Annotated in this window: 25 protein-coding genes; 22 read left to right on the forward strand and 3 right to left on the reverse strand. The window is 57.4% G+C overall.

Features of this window, described 5'->3' with window-relative positions; genetic code table 11:
• Positions 1-9: 9 nt before the first annotated feature.
• From rpmH to mnmE, 5 genes are all read left to right on the forward strand, one after another.
• Positions 10-144: a 50S ribosomal protein L34 gene (gene rpmH / locus ACTJLA_RS00570; RefSeq protein ID WP_003213577.1), complete on the forward strand. Its 135-nt coding sequence runs from the start codon at positions 10-12 to the stop codon at positions 142-144.
• A 13-nt stretch (positions 145-157) separates the two neighbouring features.
• Positions 158-565 carry a ribonuclease P protein component gene (gene rnpA / locus ACTJLA_RS00575; RefSeq protein ID WP_020302575.1) on the forward strand — a complete coding sequence of 136 codons (408 nt, stop codon included), beginning with the start codon at positions 158-160 and terminating at the stop codon, positions 563-565.
• Positions 558-803, forward strand: coding sequence for a membrane protein insertion efficiency factor YidD (gene yidD / locus ACTJLA_RS00580; protein ID WP_019816912.1), 246 nt, complete (start codon positions 558-560; stop codon positions 801-803). Before rnpA ends, yidD begins: the two co-directional genes overlap by 8 nt.
• 2 nt (positions 804-805) lie before the next feature.
• Entirely contained in the window at positions 806-2,488 is a 1,683-nt protein-coding gene (gene yidC, locus ACTJLA_RS00585; protein ID WP_054898311.1) for a membrane protein insertase YidC, read from the forward strand.
• 79 nt (positions 2,489-2,567) lie between these two features.
• Positions 2,568-3,938 carry a tRNA uridine-5-carboxymethylaminomethyl(34) synthesis GTPase MnmE gene (mnmE, locus tag ACTJLA_RS00590; protein ID WP_014720595.1) on the forward strand — a complete coding sequence of 457 codons (1,371 nt, stop codon included), beginning with the start codon at positions 2,568-2,570 and terminating at the stop codon, positions 3,936-3,938.
• An 18-nt stretch (positions 3,939-3,956) separates the two neighbouring features.
• On the opposite strand, the gene ACTJLA_RS00595 is transcribed toward mnmE, so the two are convergent.
• The 3 genes from ACTJLA_RS00595 to ACTJLA_RS00605 form a co-directional block, all read right to left on the reverse strand.
• Complete coding sequence (locus ACTJLA_RS00595; RefSeq protein ID WP_371262602.1) at positions 3,957-6,347, reverse strand: TonB-dependent siderophore receptor; 2,391 nt, start codon at positions 6,345-6,347, stop codon at positions 3,957-3,959.
• Positions 6,348-6,482: 135 nt separating this feature from the next.
• On the reverse strand, positions 6,483-7,427 hold the full coding sequence (locus ACTJLA_RS00600; RefSeq protein ID WP_054898309.1) for a FecR domain-containing protein: 945 nt from the start codon (positions 7,425-7,427) through the stop codon (positions 6,483-6,485).
• A complete protein-coding gene (locus tag ACTJLA_RS00605) occupies positions 7,427-7,933 on the reverse strand; it encodes a sigma-70 family RNA polymerase sigma factor (protein WP_054898308.1) in 507 nt (168 codons plus the stop codon). The genes ACTJLA_RS00600 and ACTJLA_RS00605 overlap by 1 nt, the downstream gene beginning before the upstream one ends.
• Before the next feature lie 541 nt (positions 7,934-8,474).
• On the opposite strand from ACTJLA_RS00605, the gene mnmG reads away from it, so the two are divergent.
• The 17 genes from mnmG (at position 8,475) to ACTJLA_RS00690 (ending at position 24,747) form a co-directional block, all read left to right on the forward strand.
• Positions 8,475-10,367 (forward strand): tRNA uridine-5-carboxymethylaminomethyl(34) synthesis enzyme MnmG, encoded by a 1,893-nt coding sequence (mnmG, locus tag ACTJLA_RS00610; RefSeq protein ID WP_072445717.1) that lies wholly within the window; start codon positions 8,475-8,477, stop codon positions 10,365-10,367.
• On the forward strand, positions 10,364-11,008 hold the full coding sequence (gene rsmG, locus ACTJLA_RS00615) for a 16S rRNA (guanine(527)-N(7))-methyltransferase RsmG (protein ID WP_003195893.1): 645 nt from the start codon (positions 10,364-10,366) through the stop codon (positions 11,006-11,008). The genes mnmG and rsmG overlap by 4 nt, the downstream gene beginning before the upstream one ends.
• An 18-nt stretch (positions 11,009-11,026) precedes the next feature.
• Positions 11,027-11,824 (forward strand): ParA family protein, encoded by a 798-nt coding sequence (locus tag ACTJLA_RS00620; protein WP_005792605.1) that lies wholly within the window; start codon positions 11,027-11,029, stop codon positions 11,822-11,824.
• 9 nt (positions 11,825-11,833) lie between these two features.
• Complete coding sequence (locus tag ACTJLA_RS00625) at positions 11,834-12,706, forward strand: ParB/RepB/Spo0J family partition protein (RefSeq protein WP_314547360.1); 873 nt, start codon at positions 11,834-11,836, stop codon at positions 12,704-12,706.
• Positions 12,707-12,854: 148 nt separating this feature from the next.
• Complete coding sequence (locus ACTJLA_RS00630; protein WP_034129181.1) at positions 12,855-13,262, forward strand: F0F1 ATP synthase subunit I; 408 nt, start codon at positions 12,855-12,857, stop codon at positions 13,260-13,262.
• A gap of 16 nt (positions 13,263-13,278) precedes the next feature.
• The gene (atpB, locus tag ACTJLA_RS00635; RefSeq protein ID WP_003195886.1) at positions 13,279-14,148 is read left to right on the forward strand and encodes a F0F1 ATP synthase subunit A; all 870 of its coding nucleotides are present in this window, start codon (positions 13,279-13,281) and stop codon (positions 14,146-14,148) included.
• 133 nt (positions 14,149-14,281) lie between these two features.
• Complete coding sequence (atpE, locus tag ACTJLA_RS00640; RefSeq protein ID WP_002555987.1) at positions 14,282-14,539, forward strand: F0F1 ATP synthase subunit C; 258 nt, start codon at positions 14,282-14,284, stop codon at positions 14,537-14,539.
• A 56-nt stretch (positions 14,540-14,595) separates the two neighbouring features.
• Complete coding sequence (locus tag ACTJLA_RS00645; protein WP_003195835.1) at positions 14,596-15,066, forward strand: F0F1 ATP synthase subunit B; 471 nt, start codon at positions 14,596-14,598, stop codon at positions 15,064-15,066.
• 12 nt (positions 15,067-15,078) lie between these two features.
• Entirely contained in the window at positions 15,079-15,615 is a 537-nt protein-coding gene (locus ACTJLA_RS00650) for a F0F1 ATP synthase subunit delta (RefSeq protein ID WP_003195833.1), read from the forward strand.
• Positions 15,616-15,636: 21 nt separating this feature from the next.
• Entirely contained in the window at positions 15,637-17,181 is a 1,545-nt protein-coding gene (gene atpA / locus ACTJLA_RS00655; protein WP_003195831.1) for a F0F1 ATP synthase subunit alpha, read from the forward strand.
• A 50-nt stretch (positions 17,182-17,231) separates the two neighbouring features.
• The gene (gene atpG / locus ACTJLA_RS00660) at positions 17,232-18,092 is read left to right on the forward strand and encodes a F0F1 ATP synthase subunit gamma (protein ID WP_003233565.1); all 861 of its coding nucleotides are present in this window, start codon (positions 17,232-17,234) and stop codon (positions 18,090-18,092) included.
• Between the two features lie 27 nt (positions 18,093-18,119).
• Positions 18,120-19,496, forward strand: a complete 1,377-nt coding sequence (atpD, locus tag ACTJLA_RS00665) for a F0F1 ATP synthase subunit beta (protein WP_003195827.1) — start codon at positions 18,120-18,122, stop codon at positions 19,494-19,496.
• Between the two features lie 44 nt (positions 19,497-19,540).
• Positions 19,541-19,957, forward strand: a complete 417-nt coding sequence (locus ACTJLA_RS00670; protein ID WP_003195825.1) for a F0F1 ATP synthase subunit epsilon — start codon at positions 19,541-19,543, stop codon at positions 19,955-19,957.
• A gap of 123 nt (positions 19,958-20,080) precedes the next feature.
• Positions 20,081-21,448: a bifunctional UDP-N-acetylglucosamine diphosphorylase/glucosamine-1-phosphate N-acetyltransferase GlmU gene (glmU, locus tag ACTJLA_RS00675; RefSeq protein WP_054898304.1), complete on the forward strand. Its 1,368-nt coding sequence runs from the start codon at positions 20,081-20,083 to the stop codon at positions 21,446-21,448.
• 238 nt (positions 21,449-21,686) lie between these two features.
• Positions 21,687-22,454, forward strand: a complete 768-nt coding sequence (locus ACTJLA_RS00680) for a DeoR/GlpR family DNA-binding transcription regulator (protein ID WP_003195822.1) — start codon at positions 21,687-21,689, stop codon at positions 22,452-22,454.
• A 10-nt stretch (positions 22,455-22,464) separates the two neighbouring features.
• Positions 22,465-24,297, forward strand: a complete 1,833-nt coding sequence (glmS, locus tag ACTJLA_RS00685) for a glutamine--fructose-6-phosphate transaminase (isomerizing) (protein ID WP_054898302.1) — start codon at positions 22,465-22,467, stop codon at positions 24,295-24,297.
• An 84-nt stretch (positions 24,298-24,381) separates the two neighbouring features.
• Positions 24,382-24,747 (forward strand): hypothetical protein, encoded by a 366-nt coding sequence (locus ACTJLA_RS00690; RefSeq protein ID WP_314547375.1) that lies wholly within the window; start codon positions 24,382-24,384, stop codon positions 24,745-24,747.
• Positions 24,748-24,834 lie beyond the last annotated feature (87 nt).

Consider the following 24,834-nt stretch of genomic DNA (forward strand, 5'->3'; position numbering starts at 1 on the left):
AACAACGCCATGAAACGTACTTTCCAACCAAGCACCATCAAACGCGCCCGTACTCACGGCTTCCGTGCTCGCATGGCTACCAAGAACGGCCGTGCTGTCCTGTCGCGTCGCCGCGCCAAAGGTCGTGCGCGTCTGGCAGTTTGATAATCCGGTACTGGTGGTGAGTCAGGACTTCAGTCGGGAAAAGCGTCTGCTAACCCCCCGGCATTTCAAGGCAGTCTTTGACTCCCCCACCGGCAAGGTTCCGGGGAAAAATCTCCTGCTCCTTGCGCGTAACAACGATCTTGATCACCCCCGTCTCGGGTTGGTGATCGGCAAGAAGAGCGTAAAGCTCTCCGTTGAGCGCAATCGCCTCAAGCGTCTGATGCGCGAATCGTTTCGCCTCCACCAGGACACTCTGGTTGGTTGGGATATTGTTATCGTCGCGCGCAAAGGCTTGGGTGATGTAGAAAACCCCGAATTGATTCAGCATTTCGGCAAGCTCTGGAAACGTTTGGCGCGTACCCACAAGCCAGCACCAGCAGTCAGCACCGAAACTGTAGGGGTAGACAGCCTTGATGCGTAAACTGGCAATCGTTCCGATCCAGTTTTATCGCTATGCCATTAGTCCTCTGATGGCCAGTCACTGTCGTTTCTACCCCAGTTGTTCCTGCTACGCGTTAGAGGCCATAGAAAATCATGGTCTTCTGCGCGGTGGCTGGCTGACCTTTCGTCGTTTAGGTCGCTGTCATCCGTGGAATCCCGGTGGTTATGACCCGGTTCCACCTATCCCTACCTCCCGTTCTTCTTCGATGGCCGAGTAATCATGGATATTAAACGCACAATCCTGATCGTCGCCCTGGCAATCGTGTCCTATGTCATGGTCCTTAAATGGAACCAGGACTACGGTCAGGCTGCCCTGCCGACTCAGAATGTTGCTACCAATCAGGCTGCGCCGGCTATTCCGGACACCCCGCTGGGTAACAATGCGTCCGCGAGTGCCGATGTACCCAGCGCGAATGGCGAGACAAGTGCCCCGTTAGAAACGCCAGTGGTCACCAACAAAGACCTCATCCACGTGAAAACGGATGTGCTCGAGTTGGCTATCGACCCACAGGGTGGTGATATCGCACAGCTGAAGCTGCCGCTGTATCCACGTCGCCAAGACCATCCGGATGTGCCGTTCCAACTGTTCGATAACGGCGGTGAACGTACTTATCTGGCACAAAGCGGCCTGACTGGTACCAATGGTCCGGATGCACGTGCTACCGGTCGTCCGGTTTATTCGACCGAACAAAAGACTTATCAACTGGCAGACGGCCAGAACCAGTTGAACGTCGACCTGAAATTCAGCCTCGACGGTGTCAACTACATCAAGCGTTTCAGCTTTACCCGCGGTTTGTACGATTTGAAGGTCACTTACCTGATCGACAACACCAGCGACAAAGCCTGGAGTGGCAACCTGTTTGCCCAGCTCAAGCGTGACGCCAGCTCCGATCCGTCTTCCAGCACCGCCACCGGCACCGCCACTTACCTGGGCGCCGCCCTGTGGACAAGTAACGAGCCGTACAAAAAAGTGTCGATGAAAGATATCGACAAGGGCACGCTGAAAGAAACCGTCCAAGGTGGCTGGGTAGCGTGGCTGCAGCACTATTTCGTGACCGCCTGGATTCCGAACAAGGGTGACGCGAACCTGGTTCAAACCCGCAAGGACAGCCAGGGCAATTACATCATTGGCTTCACTGGCCCGGCGTTGACCGTTGCTCCAGGTGCCAAGGCTGAAACCAGCGCTACCCTGTACGCCGGTCCTAAAAGCCAGGCGGTACTGAAAGAGTTGTCCCCAGGCCTGGAATTGACTGTGGACTACGGCTTCCTGTGGTTCATTGCCCAGCCGATCTTCTGGCTGTTGCAACATATCCACAGCATCGTGGGTAACTGGGGCTGGTCGATCATCTTCCTGACCATGCTGATCAAAGGGCTTTTCTTCCCTCTGTCGGCAGCCAGCTACAAGTCGATGGCGCGTATGCGTGCCGTGGCCCCGAAACTGGCCGCGCTGAAAGAACAACATGGTGATGACCGGCAGAAAATGTCGCAGGCTATGATGGAGTTGTACAAGAAAGAGAAGATCAACCCGCTGGGTGGATGCTTGCCGATTCTGGTACAGATGCCGGTGTTCCTGTCGCTTTACTGGGTATTGCTGGAAAGCGTTGAAATGCGCCAGGCGCCGTTCATGCTGTGGATAACTGACCTGTCGATCAAAGACCCGTTCTTTATCCTGCCGATCATCATGGGCGCGACCATGTTTATCCAGCAGCGTCTGAACCCAACCCCGCCGGATCCGATGCAGGCCAAGGTAATGAAAATGATGCCAATCATCTTCACCTTCTTCTTCCTGTGGTTCCCTGCTGGCTTGGTACTGTACTGGGTGGTCAACAACGTGTTGTCGATCTCTCAACAGTGGTACATCACACGTAAAATCGAAGCGGCTACCAAAAAAGCCGAGGCGTAATTTACTCTGTGGATAACCACTCAAGACGCCCCCTAGTGGGGCGTTTTGCTTTCCGTCACTTTTGTTCTGGAACCCGCTGATGAGCGCTCCTCGTGAAACCATTGCTGCTGTCGCTACCGCTCAAGGTCGGGGCGGTGTCGGCATCGTTCGAATTTCCGGGCCATTGGCGGGCGTGGCAGCCAAGGCTATCAGCGGCCGGGAGCTGAAACCCCGTTATGCCCATTACGGTCAGTTCCTGGATGCCGACCACAGCGTATTGGACGAGGGGCTGGCCATCTATTTTCCAGGGCCAAACTCGTTCACTGGTGAAGATGTCCTCGAACTACAAGGGCACGGTGGTCCTGTGGTGTTGGACATGCTGCTGCAGCGCTGCTTGCAATTGGGTTGCCGCCTGGCCAGACCAGGGGAATTCAGCGAACGCGCATTCTTGAACGATAAGCTCGACCTGGCCCAGGCCGAAGCCATCGCCGATTTGATCGAAGCCAGTTCTGCACAGGCTGCACGTAACGCATTGCGTTCATTGCAGGGGGCTTTTTCCCTGCGTGTGCATAACTTGACCGAGCAACTGATCAGCCTGCGCATCTACGTCGAAGCCGCGATTGATTTTCCGGAAGAAGAAATAGACTTCCTGGCGGATGGCCATGTATTGGCGATGCTGGATAAAGTCCGCGATGAGTTATCCACAGTGCTGCGCGAAGCCGGGCAGGGCGCCTTGCTGCGCGATGGTATGACGGTGGTGATTGCCGGCCGGCCCAATGCCGGCAAATCCAGCCTACTCAATGCTCTGGCAGGGCGCGAGGCGGCCATCGTCACCGAGATCGCCGGCACTACCCGGGATATCTTGCGTGAACATATCCACATCGACGGTATGCCGCTGCACGTGGTCGACACCGCAGGTCTGCGCGATACCGACGACCAGGTGGAAAAGATCGGCGTGGAACGTGCGCTCAAGGCGATCAGCGAAGCCGATCGTGTGTTGCTGGTGGTGGATGCCACTGCACCTGAAGCTGTGGATCCTTTTGCCTTGTGGCCGGAATTTCTTGAACAACGGCCAGACCCGGCCAAAGTCACCTTGATTCGTAACAAGGCCGACCTTACGGGTGAAGCCATCGCCCTGGAAACCAGTGAAGATGGCCACGTCACTATCAGCTTGAGCGCGAAATCGGCCGGCGAGGGTCTGGAATTGCTGCGCGAGCACCTTAAAGCATGCATGGGCTACGAACAGACCTCGGAAAGCAGCTTCAGTGCGCGGCGCAGGCACCTGGAAGCGCTGCGTCATGCCAGCGCGGCCCTGGAGCACGGGCGGGCCCAGCTGACCTTGGCGGGGGCTGGGGAGCTGCTGGCTGAAGATTTGCGTCAGGCGCAGCAGCTGCTGGGTGAAATCACCGGCGCTTTCAGCTCGGATGATTTGCTGGGGCGGATTTTCTCCAGCTTTTGCATTGGCAAATAGCCGAGTTATCCACCTCGTCTACCAGTTGTAAGACACCGTACCGAGCAAGGTACGGCTGTCACCCCAATAGCAACGCCCCGCATCGTTGCAACCGGATACATATTCCTTGTCGAACAGGTTCTTGGCGTTCAGGTCCACCGACCAGTGTGGGTTGATCTGATAACCCAGTGCCGCATCCACCAAGGTGACGCTTCCTGCGTCCAGCTTCCCGTAGAGCGTAGGCGGGGTGTAGGAAAAGGTACTGTCGAAATAGCGCACCCCGCCGCCCAGGGAGAAACCCTTGAGTTGGCCGTCGAGAAAGCGATATTTGCCCCACACCGAAGCCTGGTTACGCGGCACGCCTGTCATCTGACGGCCTTCTACCAGCGAAGTGGCCGAATCCTTGGTTATCCGGGCGTCAGTGTAGGTATAGGCCGCCGTCACGTTGAAGTTGGAGCTGATGTTGCTGTTGACCTCGACTTCCACGCCCTTGGCGCGACTTTCACCGACTTGGCGATAGCTGTTGGTGGTGGCATCGAGGTAGGTATCGTCCTGCTTGCGCAGGTCATACACCGACACGGTCATCGCCGTATCCCAGCCGATCGGTTCGTACTTAACGCCCACTTCATATTGGCTGCTGGTGATCGGTTTCAACGGCGAGCCGGCGTTGGAGATCTGCTGCACGGGGACAAACGCGGTGGAATAGCTGACATACGGCGTAAGGCCGTTGTCGAACTGGTACATCACCCCGCCCTGGTAAGTGAATTTACGATCCTGTGAGTTGATATTGCTCGATGGCTTGACCTTGTCTCGGTAATTGCTGTCGACCCAATCCTGGCGGCCTCCGAGCAGAAAGAGCCAATGGTCGTATTTGCTTTGGATCTGTGCATAAACCCCTTTCATCTGCTGTTCAAGCAAAGTGTTTTGCACTGCCAGGGGAGTGAGCGGGTCGCGCAGGTACACCGGGTTATACACATCGATGGTGCCGGCGAAACCCGCATCCCAGTCTTGATTGAACGAGGTTCGGTCATAGCTGGCGCCCAATAGCACTGTGTTTTCCACACTGCCCAACTGGAACTTGCCTTCGAGCTGGTTATCCAGGGAATAGACCATCGATTTGTTGTAGCGGTCATAGGCGTTCATGTTCAGCCGGGTGCCGAAGCCACCGTTATTCAATGAGCCAGGCCAGGTTTCGTGCCGGTTGATGCGTGACTGCATATAGCGCGAGTTCTGACGGAACTGCCAGTCATCATTGAAGCTGTGGCTGAACTCATAGCTGGTGCTCCACGCTTCGCGTTCAAATGTGTTCCAGTCCGGATTGCCCAGTAGGGTGTGTTTGGACAGCTTCCCGTTGGGATTTGTAAGCAGCGTACCGGCGGCGGGTAGGCCAAGTTCCAGGTTGGTATGGTCTTTCTGGTAGTTGGCCAGCAGCGTCAGGGTGTTGTAGTCGTCGAAGTTCAGGGTCAGGGATGGCGCGATATATAGACGATCGTCCGGGACGTGATCGGTCTGTGTGTCGGATTTACGCCCCAGCATCACCACCCGGCCCAGAATATTGTCACTGTCGTTGAGCGGGCCCGAGATATCCACACCCAACTGGCGTCGATTATTCGAACCATAATTCACCTGCACCTCGCCTTGCGGGGTTGCAGTCGGGTGTTTACTCACCAGATTAACCAAACCACCGGGTGCGTTTTCACCGTAGAGCAGGGAAGACGGGCCGCGGAAAATCTCGACCCGTTCCAGGCCGTAGGGTTCGCTGGTGGTGTCGTATCGATTGCCTTGAACTCGCAGGCCATCTCGCAGCAGGCCGTAGCCGTAATCCGTGGCATTGAAACCGCGAATGAAAAACAGATCGCCTGCCAAGCCGTCGCCCGCAGCGAACGGTGGGGCGAAGATTCCCGGTACGTAGCCCAACACGTCTGTCAGGGTTTGAGATTTCTGGTCCTTGATACGCTGGCCAGTGACAACGGACACCGAACGCGGAGTCTCGGACAGCGGTGTGCTGGTCTTCGTGCCGATCCGGCTGTTCTGCGCCTTGTAGCCTACATCCCCGGCGATCTCTTGATTGAAGCCGCCCTGTTGATAAGTGCTCACAGTGGTGGGTGCCAACGTGAGTCGGCCAGCAGGGGCCGCCTGTAATACATAGCTGCCGGGAGCTTGTGCGACCGCCTGCAGGTCCGAGTTCTGCAGCAGCAGCGCAAAGCCCTGGTCCACCGAATAGTCACCTTGCAGCCCCGGCGTATTCAAACGCGCGGTTTGCTGGGGGGAGAAGGACAGAATCACATTGGCCCTGGCAGCAAACTGGCTCAACGCATTGTCCAGCGGGCCAGCGGCAATTGCATAGTATTGCGTTGCGCTGGCGGCCGTGACGGCGGTGGCTAACAACACACCGGTGGTAGCGGTGATGAACTGCAGACCGTAGGTCATGCTGTGGCAGGAAAGTCGTTTGCGGAGCGGGGTGGGAAGGCGCATAGGTGAGTAAGCCCTGAAGGTAGCGTCGTGATTACCTGTAGGGCCGCACCAGGTCAAAAAAAGATAACCCTCTGTGGATTATTTTTTCGATCAGCCGATTCGGGTGACCGACACCCAATAGCGCGTAAAGTATTTCACTTGAATCGGCAGGCTCGCTTGCAGGTTAGTGAGGACGGCATCGGTTGAGTCCAGACGGAAGGTCCCGGAAACGCGTAGGCCTGCAGAGGCTGGGTCGCAGTGCAATACGCCCGGCCGATAGCGCGCCAACTCATCGATAACTTCTTCCAGCCGAGCATCGAGCACGATCAGTTGGCCATCGACCCAGGCGGCCTGTACTCCGCCATATCGCTGGGCAGCGCGCACATTGCGCCGATCAAACTCTGCGCTCTCACCCGCGCCAATAGTGCGGCGAAGTTCGGGTTGGTCGCCGGGGGATATCTCAACCCGTTCTTCCAAGACACCAACCCGCGTGGCGTCCGGCAGTTGGCGCACAGTAAACCGAGTGCCCAGCGCCTGGACCCGGCCTTGGCGAGTTTCGACATAAAACGGTAAGTGCCCACCCCGTGTGCCGGTGTGGATAAGCACTTCACCCTCGCGCAGACGGATCAAACGTTGTCGCCCATCAAATGCCACATCGATAGCGGTATGAGTATTGAGATTGATCTGCGTGCCATCCGCCAGCTCGATGCGTCGCCTCTGGCCCACCGACGTGCGGTAATCAGCCCATATGTTGCCCAGCGACGTATGTTGCTGGACGTTCCACCCCAGATAGCCACTGCCGCCGAGCACCAGCATCCACTTGAGGACCTGGCGCCGCTGTTGCGTGGTGGACAACGCGCGGCGTGTGAGGTCAGGGGACAGGGCTCCAAGGCTGCGCTGCAACTGCTCCATCTGGTTCCAAGCCGCCTGGTGGGATGGGTCACGATTAAGCCACTGCTGCCAGGCTTGATGTTGTGCGGGCGTCGGTGGTTGCGACTGAAATTGCACGTACCAACTGGCAGCGGCCTCGAACGTCTTGCGGTCGGGGCTGACCATTACCGGCTGGCCATGATCAGGGAGCATTCGGTGAGGGCGCGGATCATGTGTTTCTTCACCGTGGTCAGCGATACCTGCAGTTGATCGGCGATCTTTTGATAAGTCAGCCCTTCAATCTGTGCGAGCACGAAAATTCGCCGTGCCCGCTCACCCAGGCCAGACAGCGCTTTATCCACAGCCACTAGGGTTTCGATGATGATTGCCTTGTCTTCTTCACTGATAGCTGTGGTTTCGGGACGCTCTGCCAGGGTTTGCCTGTAGGCCTGCTCGATGGCGTGCCGCCGATAGCGGTCAATCACCAGACCCCTGGCGATGGTCGTCAGATAGTCCCGTGGTTCACGGATCTGCGCTGCGTGACATCCACCGAGCATGCGCACGAACGTATCGTGGGCCACATCGGCTGCATCGCTGGCGTTATGCAATTTTCCCTTGAGCCATCCGCGCAACCACGAATGGTGCTGTTCATAGATGTGCTGGACCGCTGCGGTATGTGAGGAGGAAGGCATAGGCGCGACAAGGTAGGTTAATGATAATCGCTATTATTAACTGGCCCAGTGTTTTCCCACAATAGATCTGTTTTTGTCCCACCCGGGATTAATTCCCAGCTTTGCCATGGACGAAATCGGCCGTTTCTGTGGATTAAGCCCTGTGAATAACCGCGGTTGTGCCCAGTTGATAACAGGGCCTGAAACCTGAGTAAAAACCCACCTGTGGATAACCAGTCGTTTAATCCACAGGCTTAAAGCACTTATCCAAGGGCCTCATCGGCAGATGACCACAACGTTTTGAATCGCTGTACACATTGAAAATAAAGGCCTGCAGAGATCTATCCACAGAAATGTTGCTCAGTATAAATAAACATAAAAACAAAGATTTAATAAATTTCTCTCTTTTAATTTCTATTGTCTGTGATTCATCCACAGCTGGTTAAATTTTGTGCAAAGGGTTCTTTAGGAAGGGCGAAGTCCCTATACTTGCCGCCAAAGCTGTAGAACCCTTTCAACAAACAATTCCTGATTACCTACATAAGCAGGCACGAGGTGCGTGGTGGATTTCCCTTCCCGTTTTGAAGTGATCGTCATCGGCGGCGGTCATGCCGGTACCGAGGCAGCACTGGCGTCAGCACGCATGGGCGTAAAAACCCTGTTGCTGACGCATAACGTGGAAACCCTCGGTGCCATGAGTTGCAACCCCGCAATTGGCGGGATTGGCAAAAGCCATCTGGTCAAGGAAATCGATGCCCTTGGCGGGGTAATGGCGATGGCCACCGACAAGGGTGGTATTCAATTTCGCGTGCTCAACAGCCGCAAAGGCCCGGCCGTACGTGCTACCCGGGCTCAGGCCGACCGCATCCTGTACAAGGCAGCGGTACGCGAAACCCTGGAAAACCAGCCGAACCTGTGGATATTTCAGCAGGCCGCCGATGACTTGATCGTCGAGCAGGACCAGGTACGCGGTGTCGTTACGCAAATGGGTCTGCGTTTTCATGCAGATTCGGTCGTACTGACCACGGGCACGTTCCTCGGCGGACTTATCCACATCGGTATGCAAAATTATTCCGGTGGTCGTGCCGGTGACCCGCCGTCGATTGCCTTGGCAAAACGTCTGCGTGAACTACCGCTGCGCGTCGGCCGTTTGAAAACCGGAACCCCGCCACGCATTGATGGGCGTTCTGTGGATTTCTCGATGATGACCGAGCAAGCCGGCGACACGCCGATCCCGGTCATGTCGTTCATGGGTTCCAAAGAACAGCACCCGAAACAGGTCAGCTGCTGGATTACCCACACCAACGCCCGAACCCACGAAATCATTGCCGCGAACCTTGATCGTTCGCCGATGTATTCCGGGGTGATCGAAGGCATTGGCCCGCGTTATTGCCCGTCGATCGAAGACAAGATCCACCGCTTTGCCGACAAGGAAAGCCACCAGGTCTTTATCGAACCCGAAGGCTTGACCACCCACGAGCTGTACCCCAACGGAATTTCCACTTCGCTGCCGTTCGATGTGCAAATCCAGATCGTGCAGTCGATTCGCGGTATGGAAAACGCGCACATCGTGCGTCCGGGCTACGCCATCGAGTACGACTACTTCGACCCGCGCGACCTGAAATACAGCCTGGAAACCAAAGTGATCGGCGGCCTGTTCTTCGCCGGCCAAATCAACGGCACTACCGGTTATGAAGAAGCCGGGGCCCAAGGTTTGCTGGCCGGGACCAACGCAGCATTGCGTGCACAAGGCAAAGACAGCTGGTGCCCGCGTCGCGATGAAGCCTACATCGGCGTATTGGTCGACGACCTGATTACCCTGGGTACCCAGGAACCGTACCGGATGTTCACATCTCGGGCGGAATACCGTCTGATCCTGCGCGAAGACAACGCCGACCTGCGCTTGACCGAAAAAGGTCGCGAGCTGGGCCTGGTCGATGACGCCCGCTGGGCGGCCTTCTGCAAAAAACGCGAAAGCATTGCGCTCGAAGAACAGCGTCTGAAAAGTACCTGGGTTCGCCCGGGCACGGAGCAAGGCGACGCCATTGCAGAAAAATTCGGCACGCCGTTGACCCATGAGTACAACTTGCTCAACCTGCTTTCCCGCCCGGAAATCGACTACGCTGGTCTGGTCGAAGTGACTGGCCAGGGCGCAGAAGACCCACAGGTTGCTGAACAGGTTGAAATCAAGACCAAATACGCAGGCTACATTGATCGCCAGCAGGACGAGATCGCCCGGCTGCGAGCCAGTGAAGACACCAAACTGCCTGTGGATATCGACTACAGCGGGATTTCCGGGTTGTCGAAGGAAATTCAAAGCAAGTTGGGGATAACTCGGCCGGAAACCCTCGGGCAGGCTTCACGTATCCCTGGCGTCACTCCGGCAGCCATCTCGCTGTTGATGATTCATTTGAAAAAACGCGGCGCGGGCCGTCAGTTGGAGCAAAGCGCTTGAGTTCGTTGGTCACCTCGCAACACGCCGAAGAGTTATCCACAGGAGCGCGTCAGTTGGGCGTAGCCCTGACCGAAGCCCAGCATGAGCTACTGCTGGGCTACCTGGCCCTGTTGATCAAATGGAACAAGGCTTACAACCTGACAGCAGTGCGTGACCCAGACGAGATGGTGTCGCGGCATTTGCTCGACAGCCTCAGCGTGATGCCGTTTATCGAAAATGGCCGTTGGCTCGATGTGGGCAGCGGCGGCGGCATGCCTGGCATCCCGTTGGCGATCCTGTTTCCCGAGTCCCACGTGACCTGCCTGGACAGCAACGGCAAGAAAACCCGCTTCCTGACCCAGGTCAAACTCGAACTCAAGCTGGATAACCTGCAAGTTATCCACAGTCGTGTCGAAGCATTCACGCCTGAACTGCCTTTCAACGGGATCGTGTCTCGGGCGTTCAGCAGCATGGAGAACTTCAGCAACTGGACACGCCACCTGGGCGACCGTGATACCCGCTGGTTGGCAATGAAGGGCGTTCATCCAAGCGACGAGCTGTTAGCATTGCCGGCAGACTTCCACCTCGATAGCGAACACGCCTTGGCCGTACCTGGTTGCCAAGGCCAACGCCATCTGCTGATACTGCGCCGCACGGCATGATTGGGAACACAAGCAAGAATGGCTAAGGTATTCGCGATAGCGAACCAGAAAGGTGGCGTGGGTAAAACCACCACCTGTATCAACCTCGCAGCATCCCTGGTCGCGACCAAGCGTCGGGTGCTGTTGATCGATCTCGATCCACAGGGCAACGCCACCATGGGTAGCGGTGTGGATAAACACGGCCTGGAAAACTCGGTCTACGATTTGCTGATTGGCGAATGCGACCTGGCCCAGGCCATGCACTATTCCGAGCACGGCGGTTACCAACTGCTGCCGGCCAACCGCGATCTGACCGCGGCGGAAGTGGTGCTGCTGGAAATGCAGATGAAAGAAAGCCGTCTGCGCAGCGCCCTGGCGCCCATTCGCGAAAACTACGATTACATTTTGATCGACTGCCCACCGTCGCTGTCGATGCTCACGCTTAACGCGCTGGTTGCCGCCGATGGGGTAATTATCCCCATGCAGTGCGAGTACTTCGCTCTCGAAGGCTTGAGCGACCTTGTGGATAACATCAAGCGAATTGCCGAGTTGCTCAACCCGAACCTGAAAGTCGAAGGCCTGCTGCGTACGATGTATGACCCGCGCCTGAGCCTGATGAACGATGTATCGGCGCAGCTCAAGGAGCACTTTGGCGATCAGTTGTACGACACCGTGATTCCACGCAACATCCGCCTGGCCGAAGCGCCAAGCTATGGCATGCCCGCGCTGGCGTACGACAAATCCTCGCGTGGTGCCATTGCCTACCTGGCATTGGCTGGCGAGATGGTTCGTCGCCAACGCCGTAATTCACGCACCGCTGCAGCCCAGCCAACTTAAGGAATCCCCATGGCCGTCAAGAAACGAGGTCTCGGACGTGGACTGGATGCACTGTTGAGTGGTCCGACCGTCACATCGCTTGAAGAACAAGCGGTGCAGGCCGACGAGCGCGAGTTGCAGCACTTGCCGCTGGACCTGATCCAGCGGGGCAAATACCAGCCACGTCGGGACATGGACCCCCAGGCCCTGGAAGAACTGTCCAACTCGATCAAGGCCCAGGGCGTGATGCAGCCCATCGTAGTGCGCCCCATTGGCGGTGGCCGCTTTGAGATCATCGCCGGGGAGCGCCGCTGGCGTGCCAGCCAGCAGGCCGGCAAGGAAACCATCCCGGCGATGGTGCGCGATGTACCGGATGAAACCGCGATCGCCATGGCGTTGATCGAGAATATCCAGCGTGAAGACCTCAACCCGATCGAAGAAGCGATTGCGTTGCAGCGTTTGCAGCAGGAATTCCAGCTCACCCAGCAACAAGTGGCCGAGGCAGTGGGCAAGTCCCGCGTCACCGTGTCCAACTTGTTGCGTTTGATCGCGCTGCCGGAAGTGATCAAGACCATGTTGTCCCACGGCGACCTGGAAATGGGCCATGCCCGTGCATTGCTCGGTTTGCCGGAAAATCAACAGATTGAAGGGGCGCGACACGTTGTCGCACGAGGCCTGACCGTGCGTCAGACTGAAGCGCTGGTGCGCCAGTGGCTCAGCGGCAAACCTGCACCGGTCGAAACCGCCAAACCTGATCCCGATATCGCACGACTCGAGCAGCGCCTGGCCGAGCGCCTGGGCTCTGCGGTGCAAATTCGTCACGGCAAGAAGGGCAAAGGGCAATTGGTCATCGGATATAACTCCCTTGACGAGCTTCAAGGCGTCCTTGCCCACATCCGCTGAAACATTTGCTTATGTAGCGCGTGATCGGAAATCACTACCCGACAGTTGAATAGGGGCTGAACCGCCCCTATACTCTGCGCGCATTTTGTCGGCACAAATTATGCCAAGTTATTGATTTCCGGCAGCCGACCATTGAGGAGCAAGAGTGATGGAAACCCGCACGCCAAACACGTTGCCGTTCCATCGCTTGGCTGTTTTTCCGGTTCTAATGGCTCAATTTGTCATTTTGCTGATCGCCGCATTGGCGCTTTGGTATTGGCATGGAGTCGTAGCCGGGTATTCAGGACTCTGCGGAGGCCTGATAGCCTTGCTGCCCAATATGTATTTTGCTCACAGGGCCTTTCGGTTTTCCGGCGCCCGAGCAGCCCAGGCTATCGTCCGGTCTTTTTATGCCGGCGAGGCGGGGAAACTGATTTTGACGGCAGTGCTGTTTGCACTGACCTTTGCAGGTGTGAAGCCATTGGCGCCGCTGGCTGTATTCGGCGTCTTCGTGTTGACCCAACTGGTCAGCTGGTTCGCTCCCCTGCTAATGAAAACAAGACTTTCGAAACCTTAGGGCGTTTGAGGCAACCATGGCAGAAACAACCGCTTCGGGCTATATCCAGCACCACTTGCAGAACCTGACCTTCGGTCAGCTTCCTAATGGCGGCTGGGGCTTTGCCCACACCGCAGCAGAAGCCAAAGAAATGGGTTTCTGGGCTTTCCACCTGGATACTCTGGGTTGGTCGGTCGCATTGGGCCTGATCTTCGTTCTGATTTTCCGCATGGCGGCAAAGAAGGCGACTTCCGGTCAGCCAGGTGCTTTGCAGAACTTCGTTGAAGTATTGGTCGAATTCGTCGATGGCAGCGTGAAAGACAGCTTCCATGGCCGTAGCCCGGTGATTGCACCGCTGGCACTGACCATCTTCGTCTGGGTGTTCCTGATGAACGCCGTCGACCTGATTCCGGTGGACTGGATTCCTCAGTTGGCCATGGCGATCTCCGGCGACCCGCACATTCCATTCCGCGCCGTATCCACCACTGACCCGAACGCCACACTGGGCATGGCTCTGTCGGTATTCGCGCTGATCATTTTCTACAGCATCAAGGTCAAGGGCATCGGCGGCTTCATCGGCGAACTGACCCTGCACCCGTTCGGCAGCAAGAACATCTTCGTTCAAGCCCTGCTGATCCCGGTGAACTTCCTGCTGGAATTCGTCACCCTGATCGCCAAGCCGATTTCCCTGGCTCTGCGACTGTTCGGCAACATGTATGCCGGCGAGCTGGTGTTCATTCTGATCGCTGTGATGTTCGGCAGCGGTCTGCTCTGGCTTAGCGGCCTGGGCGTAGTTCTGCAGTGGGCGTGGGCTGTGTTCCACATCCTGATCATTACCCTGCAGGCCTTCATCTTCATGATGCTGACCATCGTCTACCTGTCGATGGCGCACGAAGAGAACCATTAAGACCAGTCTCGACTAGTCTGATGTCCTTCCCGGTCAAACGGGAAGGTGGCCCAACAGGGCTATGAAACGATTTGTTTTACCGCTTTAAAATCTAAAAAACCTAAACCATACGACGTAAAAGTCGGGAGGAAAGATGGAAACTGTAGTTGGTCTAACCGCTATCGCTGTTGCACTGTTGATCGGCCTGGGCGCCCTGGGTACTGCCATTGGTTTCGGCCTGCTGGGCGGCAAATTCCTGGAAGGCGCAGCGCGTCAGCCAGAAATGGTCCCAATGCTGCAAGTTAAAATGTTCATCGTCGCCGGCCTGCTCGACGCCGTGACCATGATCGGCGTTGGTATCGCACTGTTCTTCACCTTCGCGAACCCCTTCGTTGGTCAACTCGCTGGCTAATCACTCGACTTTTCGAGTGATTGGGGTGATGGACAACGAATGAGCGAGGTGTTGGCGTGAACATTAATGCAACCCTGATTGGCCAATCCGTTGCGTTCTTCATTTTTGTAGTGTTTTGCATGAAGTTCGTGTGGCCTCCGGTCATCGCGGCTTTGCACGAACGTCAGAAGAAGATCGCGGATGGTTTGGACGCTGCCAGCCGTGCAGCTCGCGACCTGGAGTTGGCCCACGAGAAAGTGGGTCAGCAACTGCGCGAAGCTAAAGCACAGGCAGCCGAGATCATTGAGCAAGCCAAGAAACGCGGTAACCAGATCGTCGAAGAGGCTGTTGAAAAAGCCCGCGTCGAAGCTGACCGTGTGAAGGCTTCGGCTCATGCCGAGATCGAACAGGAACTGAACGGTGTCAAAGACGCGCTGCGTGCCCAACTGGGTGCTCTGGCCGTTGGCGGTGCTGAGAAGATCCTCGGTGCCACAATCGATCAAAACGCGCACGCGGAGCTGGTTAACAAACTGGCTGCTGAAATTTAAGCGAGGGCGATCATGGCAGAACTGACCACGTTGGCCCGACCTTACGCTAAGGCAGCCTTCGAGCACGCCCAGGCCCACCAGCAGCTGGCCTCTTGGTCAGCCATGCTCGGCCTGGCTGCAGCAGTGTCGCAAGACGACACAATGCAGCGCGTGCTCAAGGCCCCGCGCCTGACGAGCGCAGACAAGGCCGCCACTTTTATTGAAGTGTGCGGCGACAAGTTTGATGTGAAGGTGCAGAACTTCATCCACGTCATTGCCGAAAACGACCGTCTCCCGCTATTGCCGGAGATCGCCGCTCTGTTCGACCTGTACAAGGCCGAAGCAGAGAAATCGGTAGACGTTGAAGTGACCAGTGCTTTCGCATTGAACCAAGAACAGCAAGACAAACTCGCCAAGGTTCTCAGTGCACGACTCAATCGGGAAGTGCGCCTGCAAGCTTCGGAGGACGCATCGCTTATTGGTGGTGTTGTTATCCGTGCCGGCGACCTGGTTATCGATGGCTCGATTCGCGGCAAAATCGCGAAACTTGCCGAAGCATTGAAATCTTGAGTTTGAAGGGGCAGCAGAGCAATGCAGCAACTCAATCCTTCCGAAATAAGTGAAATTATCAAGGGCCGCATCGACAAGCTCGATGTGACCTCCCAAGCCCGTAACGAAGGCACTGTCGTCAGCGTATCTGACGGCATCGTGCGGATTCACGGTCTGGCCGACGTAATGTACGGCGAGATGATCGAGTTTCCGGGCGGCGTCTACGGTATGGCCCTCAACCTGGAGCAAGACTCCGTAGGTGCCGTTGTATTGGGCGCGTACACCAGTCTGGCTGAAGGCATGAGCGCCAAGTGCACAGGCCGCATCCTGGAAGTTCCGGTTGGTAAGGAACTGCTGGGTCGCGTAGTCGACGCACTGGGTAACCCTGTTGACGGTAAAGGTCCACTGGGCAACACCGAGACCGACGCGGTCGAGAAAGTTGCTCCAGGCGTGATCTGGCGTAAGTCGGTAGACCAGCCTGTACAGACTGGCTACAAGGCTGTCGATGCCATGATCCCAGTCGGCCGTGGCCAGCGTGAGCTGATCATCGGTGACCGTCAGATCGGTAAAACCGCTCTGGCGATCGACGCGATCATCAACCAGAAAGACAGCGGCATTTTCTGCGTCTACGTAGCCATCGGTCAGAAGCAATCGACCATCGCCAACGTAGTTCGCAAGCTGGAAGAAAACGGCGCCCTGGCCAACACGATCATCGTGGCTGCCAGTGCTTCGGAATCTCCTGCGCTGCAATTCCTGGCACCGTACTCCGGCTGCACCATGGGTGAATTCTTCCGCGACCGCGGTGAAGACGCGCTGATCGTTTATGACGATCTGTCCAAGCAAGCAGTGGCTTATCGCCAGATTTCCCTGCTGCTGCGCCGTCCACCAGGCCGTGAAGCTTACCCAGGCGACGTGTTCTATCTCCACTCCCGTCTGCTGGAGCGCGCATCCCGCGTTTCCGAAGAGTACGTAGAGAAGTTCACCAACGGCGCAGTGACCGGCAAAACCGGTTCCCTGACCGCACTGCCGATCATCGAAACCCAGGCTGGCGACGTTTCCGCGTTCGTTCCGACCAACGTGATTTCCATCACCGACGGTCAGATCTTCCTGGAATCGGCCATGTTCAACTCGGGCATCCGCCCTGCAGTGAACGCCGGTGTTTCGGTATCCCGTGTGGGTGGTGCCGCTCAGACCAAGATCATCAAGAAGCTCTCCGGTGGTATCCGTACCGCTCTGGCTCAGTATCGTGAACTGGCGGCATTCGCCCAGTTCGCTTCTGACCTGGACGAAGCGACCCGTAAGCAACTTGAGCATGGTCAGCGCGTTACCGAGCTGATGAAGCAGAAGCAATACGCCCCAATGTCGATCGCTGACATGGCGTTGTCGCTGTATGCCGCTGAGCGTGGGTTCCTGACCGACGTTGAAATCGCCAAGGTCGGCAGCTTTGAACAAGCGCTGATTGCTTACTTCAACCGCGATCACGCCGAATTGATGGCGAAGATCAACGTGAAGGGTGACTTCAATGACGATATCGACGCTGGCATGAAAGCCGGTATCGAGAAGTTCAAGGCCACCCAAACCTGGTAAGCCGCAGCGGGAGCCGCAAGGCTCCCGCTTGCTAACCTGATAGGTGTTACATGGCAGGCGCAAAAGAGATTCGCAGTAAGATTGCGAGCATCAAAAGCACGCAAAAAATTACCAGCGCCATGGAAAAAGTGGCGGTCAGCAAAATGCGCAAGGCACAAATGCGCATGGCTGCTAGCCGTCCTTATGCGGAGCGTATCCGCCAGGTAATTGGGCATCTGGCCAACGCCAACCCGGAATACCGCCACCCGTTCATGATCGACCGCGCCGTCAAGCGTGTGGGTTATGTGGTAGTGAGCAGTGACCGTGGTTTGTGCGGTGGTCTGAATACCAACCTGTTCAAGGCCCTGGTCAAGGACATGGCGGTAAACCGCGAAAACGGCGTCGAGATTGATCTGTGTGTTGTTGGTAGCAAGGGTGCGGCCTTTTTCCGCAACTTCGGCGGTAACGTCGTTGCAGCTATCAGCCACCTGGGTGAAGAGCCGTCGATCAATGATTTGATCGGCAGTGTGAAGGTGATGCTGGATGCGTACCTGGAAGGCCGTATTGACCGCCTCTCCGTGGTATCCAACAAGTTCATCAACACCATGACCCAGCAGCCAACCGTGGAGCAATTGATTCCACTGGTGGCGACTCCGGATCAGGAACTCAAGCACCACTGGGACTACCTCTACGAACCAGACGCCAAAGAGCTGCTTGACGGCTTGATGGTGCGCTACGTGGAGTCGCAGGTGTACCAGGCGGTGGTCGAGAACAACGCAGCTGAACAAGCGGCGCGGATGATCGCGATGAAAAACGCTACCGATAACGCCGGTGATCTGATCAGCGATTTGCAGCTGATCTACAACAAGGCGCGTCAGGCTGCGATCACCCAAGAGATCTCGGAAATCGTCGGCGGCGCTGCCGCGGTTTAACGGTTCAAATATTCAGAGGATCCAGCTATGAGTAGCGGACGTATCGTTCAAATCATCGGCGCCGTTATCGACGTGGAATTTCCACGCGACAGCGTACCGAGCATCTACAACGCGCTGAAAGTACAAGGCGCGGAAACTACCCTGGAAGTTCAGCAGCAGCTGGGCGACGGCGTAGTTCGTACCATTGCGATGGGTTCCACCGAAGGCTTGAAGCGCGGTCTGGACGTTGTCGACACTGGCGCTGCCATCTCCGTACCGGTCGGTAAAGCGACTCTGGGCCGGATCATGGACGTACTGGGCAACCCTATCGACGAAGCTGGCCCGATTGCCACCGAAGAGCGCTGGGGCATTCACCGCGCAGCACCTTCGTTCGCAGAACAAGCGGGCGGCAACGACCTGCTGGAAACCGGCATCAAGGTCATCGACTTGGTTTGCCCGTTCGCCAAAGGCGGTAAAGTCGGTCTGTTCGGTGGTGCCGGTGTTGGCAAGACCGTAAACATGATGGAACTGATCCGTAACATCGCCATCGAGCACAGCGGTTATTCCGTGTTCGCAGGTGTTGGTGAGCGTACTCGTGAGGGTAACGACTTCTACCACGAGATGAAGGACTCCAACGTTCTGGACAAAGTGGCACTGGTTTACGGTCAGATGAACGAGCCGCCGGGAAACCGTCTGCGCGTAGCCCTGACTGGCCTGACCATGGCCGAGAAGTTCCGTGACGAAGGTAACGACGTTCTGCTGTTCGTCGACAACATCTACCGTTACACCCTGGCCGGTACTGAAGTATCCGCACTGCTGGGCCGTATGCCTTCGGCAGTAGGTTACCAGCCGACCCTGGCTGAAGAGATGGGCGTTCTGCAAGAGCGTATCACTTCGACCAAGGAAGGTTCGATCACCTCGATCCAAGCGGTATACGTACCTGCGGATGACTTGACCGACCCGTCGCCAGCCACCACCTTCGCCCACTTGGACGCCACCGTCGTTCTGTCCCGTGACATCGCTTCCCTGGGTATCTACCCAGCGGTCGATCCACTCGACTCGACTTCGCGCCAGCTGGACCCGAACGTGATCGGCCAGGAGCACTACGACACCGCTCGCGGTGTTCAGTACGTGCTGCAGCGTTACAAAGAACTGAAGGACATCATTGCGATCCTGGGTATGGACGAGCTGTCGGAAGCCGACAAGCAGTTGGTAAACCGTGCTCGTAAGATCCAGCGTTTCTTGTCGCAGCCGTTCTTCGTGGCTGAAGTCTTCACCGGTGCCTCGGGTAAATACGTTTCCCTGAAAGACACCATTGCTGGCTTCAAAGGCATCCTCAACGGTGACTACGACCACCTGCCAGAACAAGCGTTCTACATGGTCGGCGGCATCGAAGAAGCGATCGAGAAAGCCAAGAAACTGTAATCCTGGCGCCCGGAAACGGGCGCTCATCAGGTTGAGGCAATCAGATGGCTATGACAGTCCATTGCGATATCGTCAGCGCGGAAGGAGAAATTTTCTCCGGTCTGGTCGAGTTTGTAACAGCGCACGGTGACCTGGGTGATCTTGGTATCGCCATGGGTCACGCCCCGCTGATCACAAGCTTGAAGCCAGGTCCGATCACTCTGACCAAGCAAGGCGGGGAACGTGAGGTGTTTTACATCTCCGGTGGTTTCCTCGAGGTTCAGCCGAACATGGTCAAGGTACTTGCCGACACCGTGCAACGTGCTGGCGACCTGGATGAAGCCTCCGCTCAGGAAGCCGTCAAGGCTGCCGAGAAGGCGCTGAACGAAAAAGGCGCAGACTTCGACTACAGCGCTGCTGCAGTCCGTCTGGCCGAGGCCGCAGCCCAGCTGCGTACTCTCCAGCAGATCCGCAAGAAGTAAGCGGCGTCGCCGTTTTGTTTCATGCGTGATTGATTAAAAAGGGTAGCCTCGGCTACCCTTTTTCTTTTTTTGCAAAACACTTCTTTGGTCTGAACCCGGACCGCCCAGGATTGGTAGCCATTCATGTCTCTTGAAATCGTCATTCTCGCCGCAGGCCAGGGCACCCGCATGCGTTCAGCCCTGCCCAAGGTACTGCATCCGGTAGCCGGCAACTCCATGCTGGGCCATGTTATCCACAGTGCCCGCCAGTTGGACCCACAACGTATTCATGTGGTGATTGGCCACGGTGCCGACGTGGTCCGTGAGCGTCTGGCTGCGGACGATCTGAATTTCGTATTGCAAGACAAGCAACTGGGCACCGGCCACGCGACCGCGCAGGCTGTGCCTTTCATCACTGCGGACACGGTATTGATCCTCTACGGCGATGTCCCGCTGATTGAAGTGGAAACCTTGCAACGCCTGCTCAAGCACGTGGTGCCTGGCCAGATGGGCCTGCTGACCGTTGAGCTGGATGACCCTACGGGCTACGGCCGCATTGTGCGCAACGCCGACGGCAAGGTGGCTGCCATCGTTGAACACAAAGATGCCAGCGAAGCCCAGCGCGCGATTACTGAAGGCAATACCGGCATTCTCGCCGTGCCTGCCAACAAGCTCGCCGACTGGATGAGCCGCCTGTCCAACAACAACGCTCAGGGCGAGTACTACCTCACCGACGTCATCGAGATGGCCGTCAGCGATGGCCTGCTGGTCGCCACCGAGCAGCCCCACCATCCGATGGAAGTGCAGGGCGCCAACGACCGCAAACAACTGGCAGAGCTGGAACGTCACTATCAACTGCGCGAAGGCCTGCGCCTGATGGCCCAGGGCGTGACCCTGCGAGACCCGGCGCGTTTCGATGTACGTGGCGAAGTCACGGTGGGCCGCGACGTCCTGATCGATATCAATGTGATCCTCGAAGGCCGCGTGATCATTGAAGACGGTGTGGTCATCGGTCCGAACTGCGTGATCAAGGACAGCACCTTGCGCAAAGGCGTGGTGGTCAAGGCCAACAGCCATATCGACGGTGCCGTGATGGGTGAGGGCAGCGATGCCGGGCCGTTTGCGCGCTTGCGTCCGGGTAGTGAGCTGGGGGCCCAGGCCCATGTGGGTAACTTTGTCGAACTGAAAAACGCTCACCTCGGCGAAGGCGCCAAAGTCGGCCACCTGACTTATCTGGGGGATGCCGTCATCGGCGCACGCACCAACATCGGCGCTGGCACCATCACCTGCAACTATGACGGTGCCAACAAGTACCAGACCACCATTGGTGAAGACGTGTTCATCGGGTCCAATAACTCGCTGGTTGCTCCCGTGACCATCGGTGATGGTTCCAACACCGCAGCGGGCTCGACCATCAACCAGGATGTGGATAAGTCCCAACTGGCCGTTGCCCGCGCCCGCCAACGCAACATCGACGGCTGGAAACGCCCGGTCAAGATCAAAAAGAGCTGAGTTATCCACAACTCGATAGGTTGAGACTCACTCCTGTGGAAGCTGGCTTGCCTGCGATAGCGGTCTGACATTCATCATGATGTCGCCTGACACGCAGCTATCGCAGGCAAGCCAGCTCCCACAGTTGTTTAGTGGCATGCCCGAAAGCTCTACAAAAATGCCTTCCGCCTCTTGACGATCTTTCCCCAATAGGTTTTGATTGCCTTCGTTATCTTTCGAAACGAAACTTATCACTACCATGTCGAAACGAAACACCCCCCAGCGACGCCACAATATCCTCACCTTGCTCAACGAGCAGGGCGAAGTCAGCGTGGACGAGTTGGCCAAACATTTCGAAACTTCGGAAGTGACCATCCGCAAGGACCTTGCTGCCCTCGAAAGTAACGGCTTGCTCCTGCGTCGCTACGGCGGTGCAATCACTATGCCCCAAGAGCTGGTGGGCGACGCTGCCCAGCCCATCTCGGCCTACAAGCGCGCCATCGCCCGTGCGGCCGTGAAGCGTTTGCGTGAACATGCGCGCATCATCATCGACAGCGGCAGCACTACCGCCGCGATGATCCCCGAACTGGGCCATCAGCCGGGCCTGGTGGTGATGACCAACTCCCTGAACGTGGCCCGCGCCTTGAGCGAATTGGAACACGAGCCGGTGCTGTTGATGACCGGGGGTACCTGGGACCCACATTCGGATTCGTTCCAGGGCCAGGTCGCTGAGCAGGTGCTGCGTTCCTATGACTTTGACCAGCTGTTCATCGGTGCCGATGGCATCGACCTGCAGCGCGGTACCACTACCTTCAACGAACTGCTGGGCTTGAGCCGTGTGATGGCCGAGGTCGCCCGTGAAGTGGTGGTGATGGTCGAATCCGACAAGATCGGCCGCAAGATTCCCAACCTGGAACTGCCCTGGAGCAGCGTCCATACCCTTATTACCGATGATCGCCTGCCGCTCGAGGCCCGCGACCAGATCCAAGCCCGCGGCATTACGCTGATATGCGCGGCAATCATCTAGGAGAAACACCATGTGTGGAATTGTTGGCGCAGTCGCCGAACGTAACGTTACTGCCATCCTGATCGAAGGCCTCAAGCGCCTCGAATACCGCGGCTACGATAGCGCCGGTGTGGCCGTCTTCACCAACGCCGGCAAGCTGGAGCGCATGCGCCGCCCGGGCAAGGTCAGCGAACTGGACCAAGCCCTGGCCGGTGAGCCGCTGGCAGGCCGCCTGGGCATTGCCCACACCCGTTGGGCCACCCACGGTGCACCGTGCGAGCGTAACGCTCACCCGCACTTCTCCGGCGACCTGGCCGTGGTGCACAACGGCATCATCGAAAACCACGAAGTGCTGCGTGAACAGCTCAAGGGCCTAGGCTATGTGTTCACCTCGGACACTGACACCGAAGTGATCGCCCACCTGCTCAACCACAAGCTCAAGGATCAAAGCGACCTGACCACCGCCCTCAAGGCCACGGTCAAGGAACTGCATGGCGCCTACGGCCTGGCCGTGATCAGCGCCAGCCAGCCTGACCGCCTGGTTGCCGCACGCAGTGGCAGCCCATTGGTGATCGGCCTGGGCCTGGGCGAGAACTTCCTTGCCTCCGACCAACTGGCCCTGCGCCAAGTGACCGACCGCTTCATGTATCTGGAAGAAGGCGACATTGCCGACATCCGCCGTGAAAGCGTGCAGATCTGGGATGTGAATGGTCAGTCCGTCGAGCGCGAAGCCGTGCAATACCGCGACGGTGCCGAAGCCGCCGACAAAGGCGAGTTCCGCCACTTCATGCTCAAGGAAATCCACGAGCAACCATCCGTGGTACAGCGCACCCTGGAAGGTCGCCTGAGCCAGAACCAAGTATTGGTGAACGCTTTCGGCCCGCAAGCCGCCGAACTGTTCGCCAAAGTGCGCAACGTGCAGATCGTCGCCTGTGGCACCAGCTACCACGCCGGTATGGTGGCGCGTTACTGGTTGGAAGAACTGGCCGGCATCCCGTGCCAGGTCGAAGTCGCCAGCGAGTTCCGCTACCGCAAGGTCGTGGTGCAGCCCGACACCCTGTTCGTGACCATTTCCCAGTCTGGTGAAACCGCCGATACCCTGGCTGCCTTGCGCAACGCCAAGGAGCTGGGCTTCCTCGGCAGTCTGGCGATTTGCAACGTCAGCATCAGCTCCCTGGTGCGTGAATCCGACCTGACCCTGCTGACCCAGGCCGGTCGCGAAATCGGCGTGGCCTCCACCAAAGCCTTCACCACCCAACTGGTGGGCCTGTTGCTGCTGACCCTGTCCTTGGGCCAGGTGCGCGGCACCCTCGCCGAAGGTGTTGAAGCCACCCTGGTAGAAGAGCTGCGCCGCCTGCCAACTCGCTTGGGCGAAGCCCTGGCCATGGACAGCACTGTGGAAAAAGTCGCCGAGCTGTTTGCCGACAAGAACCACACCCTGTTCCTCGGCCGTGGCGCGCAGTACCCGGTGGCGATGGAAGGCTCGCTGAAACTCAAGGAGATCTCGTACATCCACGCCGAAGCCTACCCGGCCGGCGAGCTGAAGCACGGCCCATTGGCCCTGGTGGACGACGACATGCCAGTGGTTACCGTGGCGCCGAACAACGAACTGCTGGAGAAGCTCAAATCCAACCTGCAGGAAGTACGCGCCCGTGGCGGCCAACTGATCGTTTTCGCAGATGAAAAAGCCGGCATGACCAACGGTGAAGGCACCCACGTCATCAACATGCCGCATATCCACGACACGCTGTCGCCGATCCTCTACACCATCCCGCTGCAGTTGCTGTCGTACTACGTCGCCGTGCTCAAAGGCACCGACGTTGACCAGCCGCGTAATCTGGCGAAGTCGGTGACGGTGGAATAAGCCTTACTGACGTACCCAATAGGGGCTGTTTTAAACAGCCCCTTTTTTTCGTTCTGGATTCGCTCAATTCAAGGATGCGTATTGATGCAAAGCCCTTCTGCTACCGTCCACGCACGTCTGCACAATCGTCGGTTTGTGGTCGCGAATAACGCGCAAGGCCTGTCCGGTACCGGCACCGTGTTTCATTACAAAGTCGAAGACGGGGTGATTTCGAGCATTTATCAGGGGGGCCGAATTCGCCTGGGAACGCAGGTCGGGCGGGTGACCGGCCCAGATATTATCGAGCTGCTTTATCAGTGCGTCACCCTGGACGGGGAGCTGCTCGCAGGGTGGTCACGAGGCACGTTAGGTGTTGATCACGCAGGGCGCACTACCCTGAGTTTCGTTTGGGGCTGGCTATCGGGTGCGACCGGAGGCGGAGAGTCTAGCTATATCGAGATCACTGGCTAGAGGCATTGAAAGCACCATAAAACCTACAGGTAGGCGCATATCCCCTGTCGGAGCGGGCCTGCCCGCGAAGGCGGCGTGTCAGTCGCT

Origin of the sequence: Pseudomonas sp. 22072 (assembly GCF_052046095.1) — a bacterium.
In the GTDB taxonomy this organism is placed as follows: domain Bacteria; phylum Pseudomonadota; class Gammaproteobacteria; order Pseudomonadales; family Pseudomonadaceae; genus Aquipseudomonas; species Aquipseudomonas paracarnis.

Coding starts and splice junctions, on each gene's coding strand:
- ACTJLA_RS00680 (WP_003195822.1), top strand. CDS start 21,687: ATGTCGAAACGAAACACCCCCCAGCGACGCCACAATATCCTCACCTTG.
- ACTJLA_RS00620 (WP_005792605.1), top strand. CDS start 11,027: ATGGCTAAGGTATTCGCGATAGCGAACCAGAAAGGTGGCGTGGGTAAA.
- ACTJLA_RS00630 (WP_034129181.1), top strand. CDS start 12,855: ATGGAAACCCGCACGCCAAACACGTTGCCGTTCCATCGCTTGGCTGTT.
- atpE (WP_002555987.1), top strand. CDS start 14,282: ATGGAAACTGTAGTTGGTCTAACCGCTATCGCTGTTGCACTGTTGATC.
- ACTJLA_RS00650 (WP_003195833.1), top strand. CDS start 15,079: ATGGCAGAACTGACCACGTTGGCCCGACCTTACGCTAAGGCAGCCTTC.
- atpB (WP_003195886.1), top strand. CDS start 13,279: ATGGCAGAAACAACCGCTTCGGGCTATATCCAGCACCACTTGCAGAAC.
- glmS (WP_054898302.1), top strand. CDS start 22,465: ATGTGTGGAATTGTTGGCGCAGTCGCCGAACGTAACGTTACTGCCATC.
- atpA (WP_003195831.1), top strand. CDS start 15,637: ATGCAGCAACTCAATCCTTCCGAAATAAGTGAAATTATCAAGGGCCGC.
- ACTJLA_RS00595 (WP_371262602.1), bottom strand. CDS start 6,347: ATGACCTACGGTCTGCAGTTCATCACCGCTACCACCGGTGTGTTGTTA.
- ACTJLA_RS00670 (WP_003195825.1), top strand. CDS start 19,541: ATGGCTATGACAGTCCATTGCGATATCGTCAGCGCGGAAGGAGAAATT.
- ACTJLA_RS00690 (WP_314547375.1), top strand. CDS start 24,382: ATGCAAAGCCCTTCTGCTACCGTCCACGCACGTCTGCACAATCGTCGG.
- atpD (WP_003195827.1), top strand. CDS start 18,120: ATGAGTAGCGGACGTATCGTTCAAATCATCGGCGCCGTTATCGACGTG.
- ACTJLA_RS00625 (WP_314547360.1), top strand. CDS start 11,834: ATGGCCGTCAAGAAACGAGGTCTCGGACGTGGACTGGATGCACTGTTG.
- mnmE (WP_014720595.1), top strand. CDS start 2,568: ATGAGCGCTCCTCGTGAAACCATTGCTGCTGTCGCTACCGCTCAAGGT.
- glmU (WP_054898304.1), top strand. CDS start 20,081: ATGTCTCTTGAAATCGTCATTCTCGCCGCAGGCCAGGGCACCCGCATG.
- ACTJLA_RS00605 (WP_054898308.1), bottom strand. CDS start 7,933: ATGCCTTCCTCCTCACATACCGCAGCGGTCCAGCACATCTATGAACAG.
- rpmH (WP_003213577.1), top strand. CDS start 10: ATGAAACGTACTTTCCAACCAAGCACCATCAAACGCGCCCGTACTCAC.
- yidC (WP_054898311.1), top strand. CDS start 806: ATGGATATTAAACGCACAATCCTGATCGTCGCCCTGGCAATCGTGTCC.
- yidD (WP_019816912.1), top strand. CDS start 558: ATGCGTAAACTGGCAATCGTTCCGATCCAGTTTTATCGCTATGCCATT.
- atpG (WP_003233565.1), top strand. CDS start 17,232: ATGGCAGGCGCAAAAGAGATTCGCAGTAAGATTGCGAGCATCAAAAGC.
- ACTJLA_RS00600 (WP_054898309.1), bottom strand. CDS start 7,427: ATGGTCAGCCCCGACCGCAAGACGTTCGAGGCCGCTGCCAGTTGGTAC.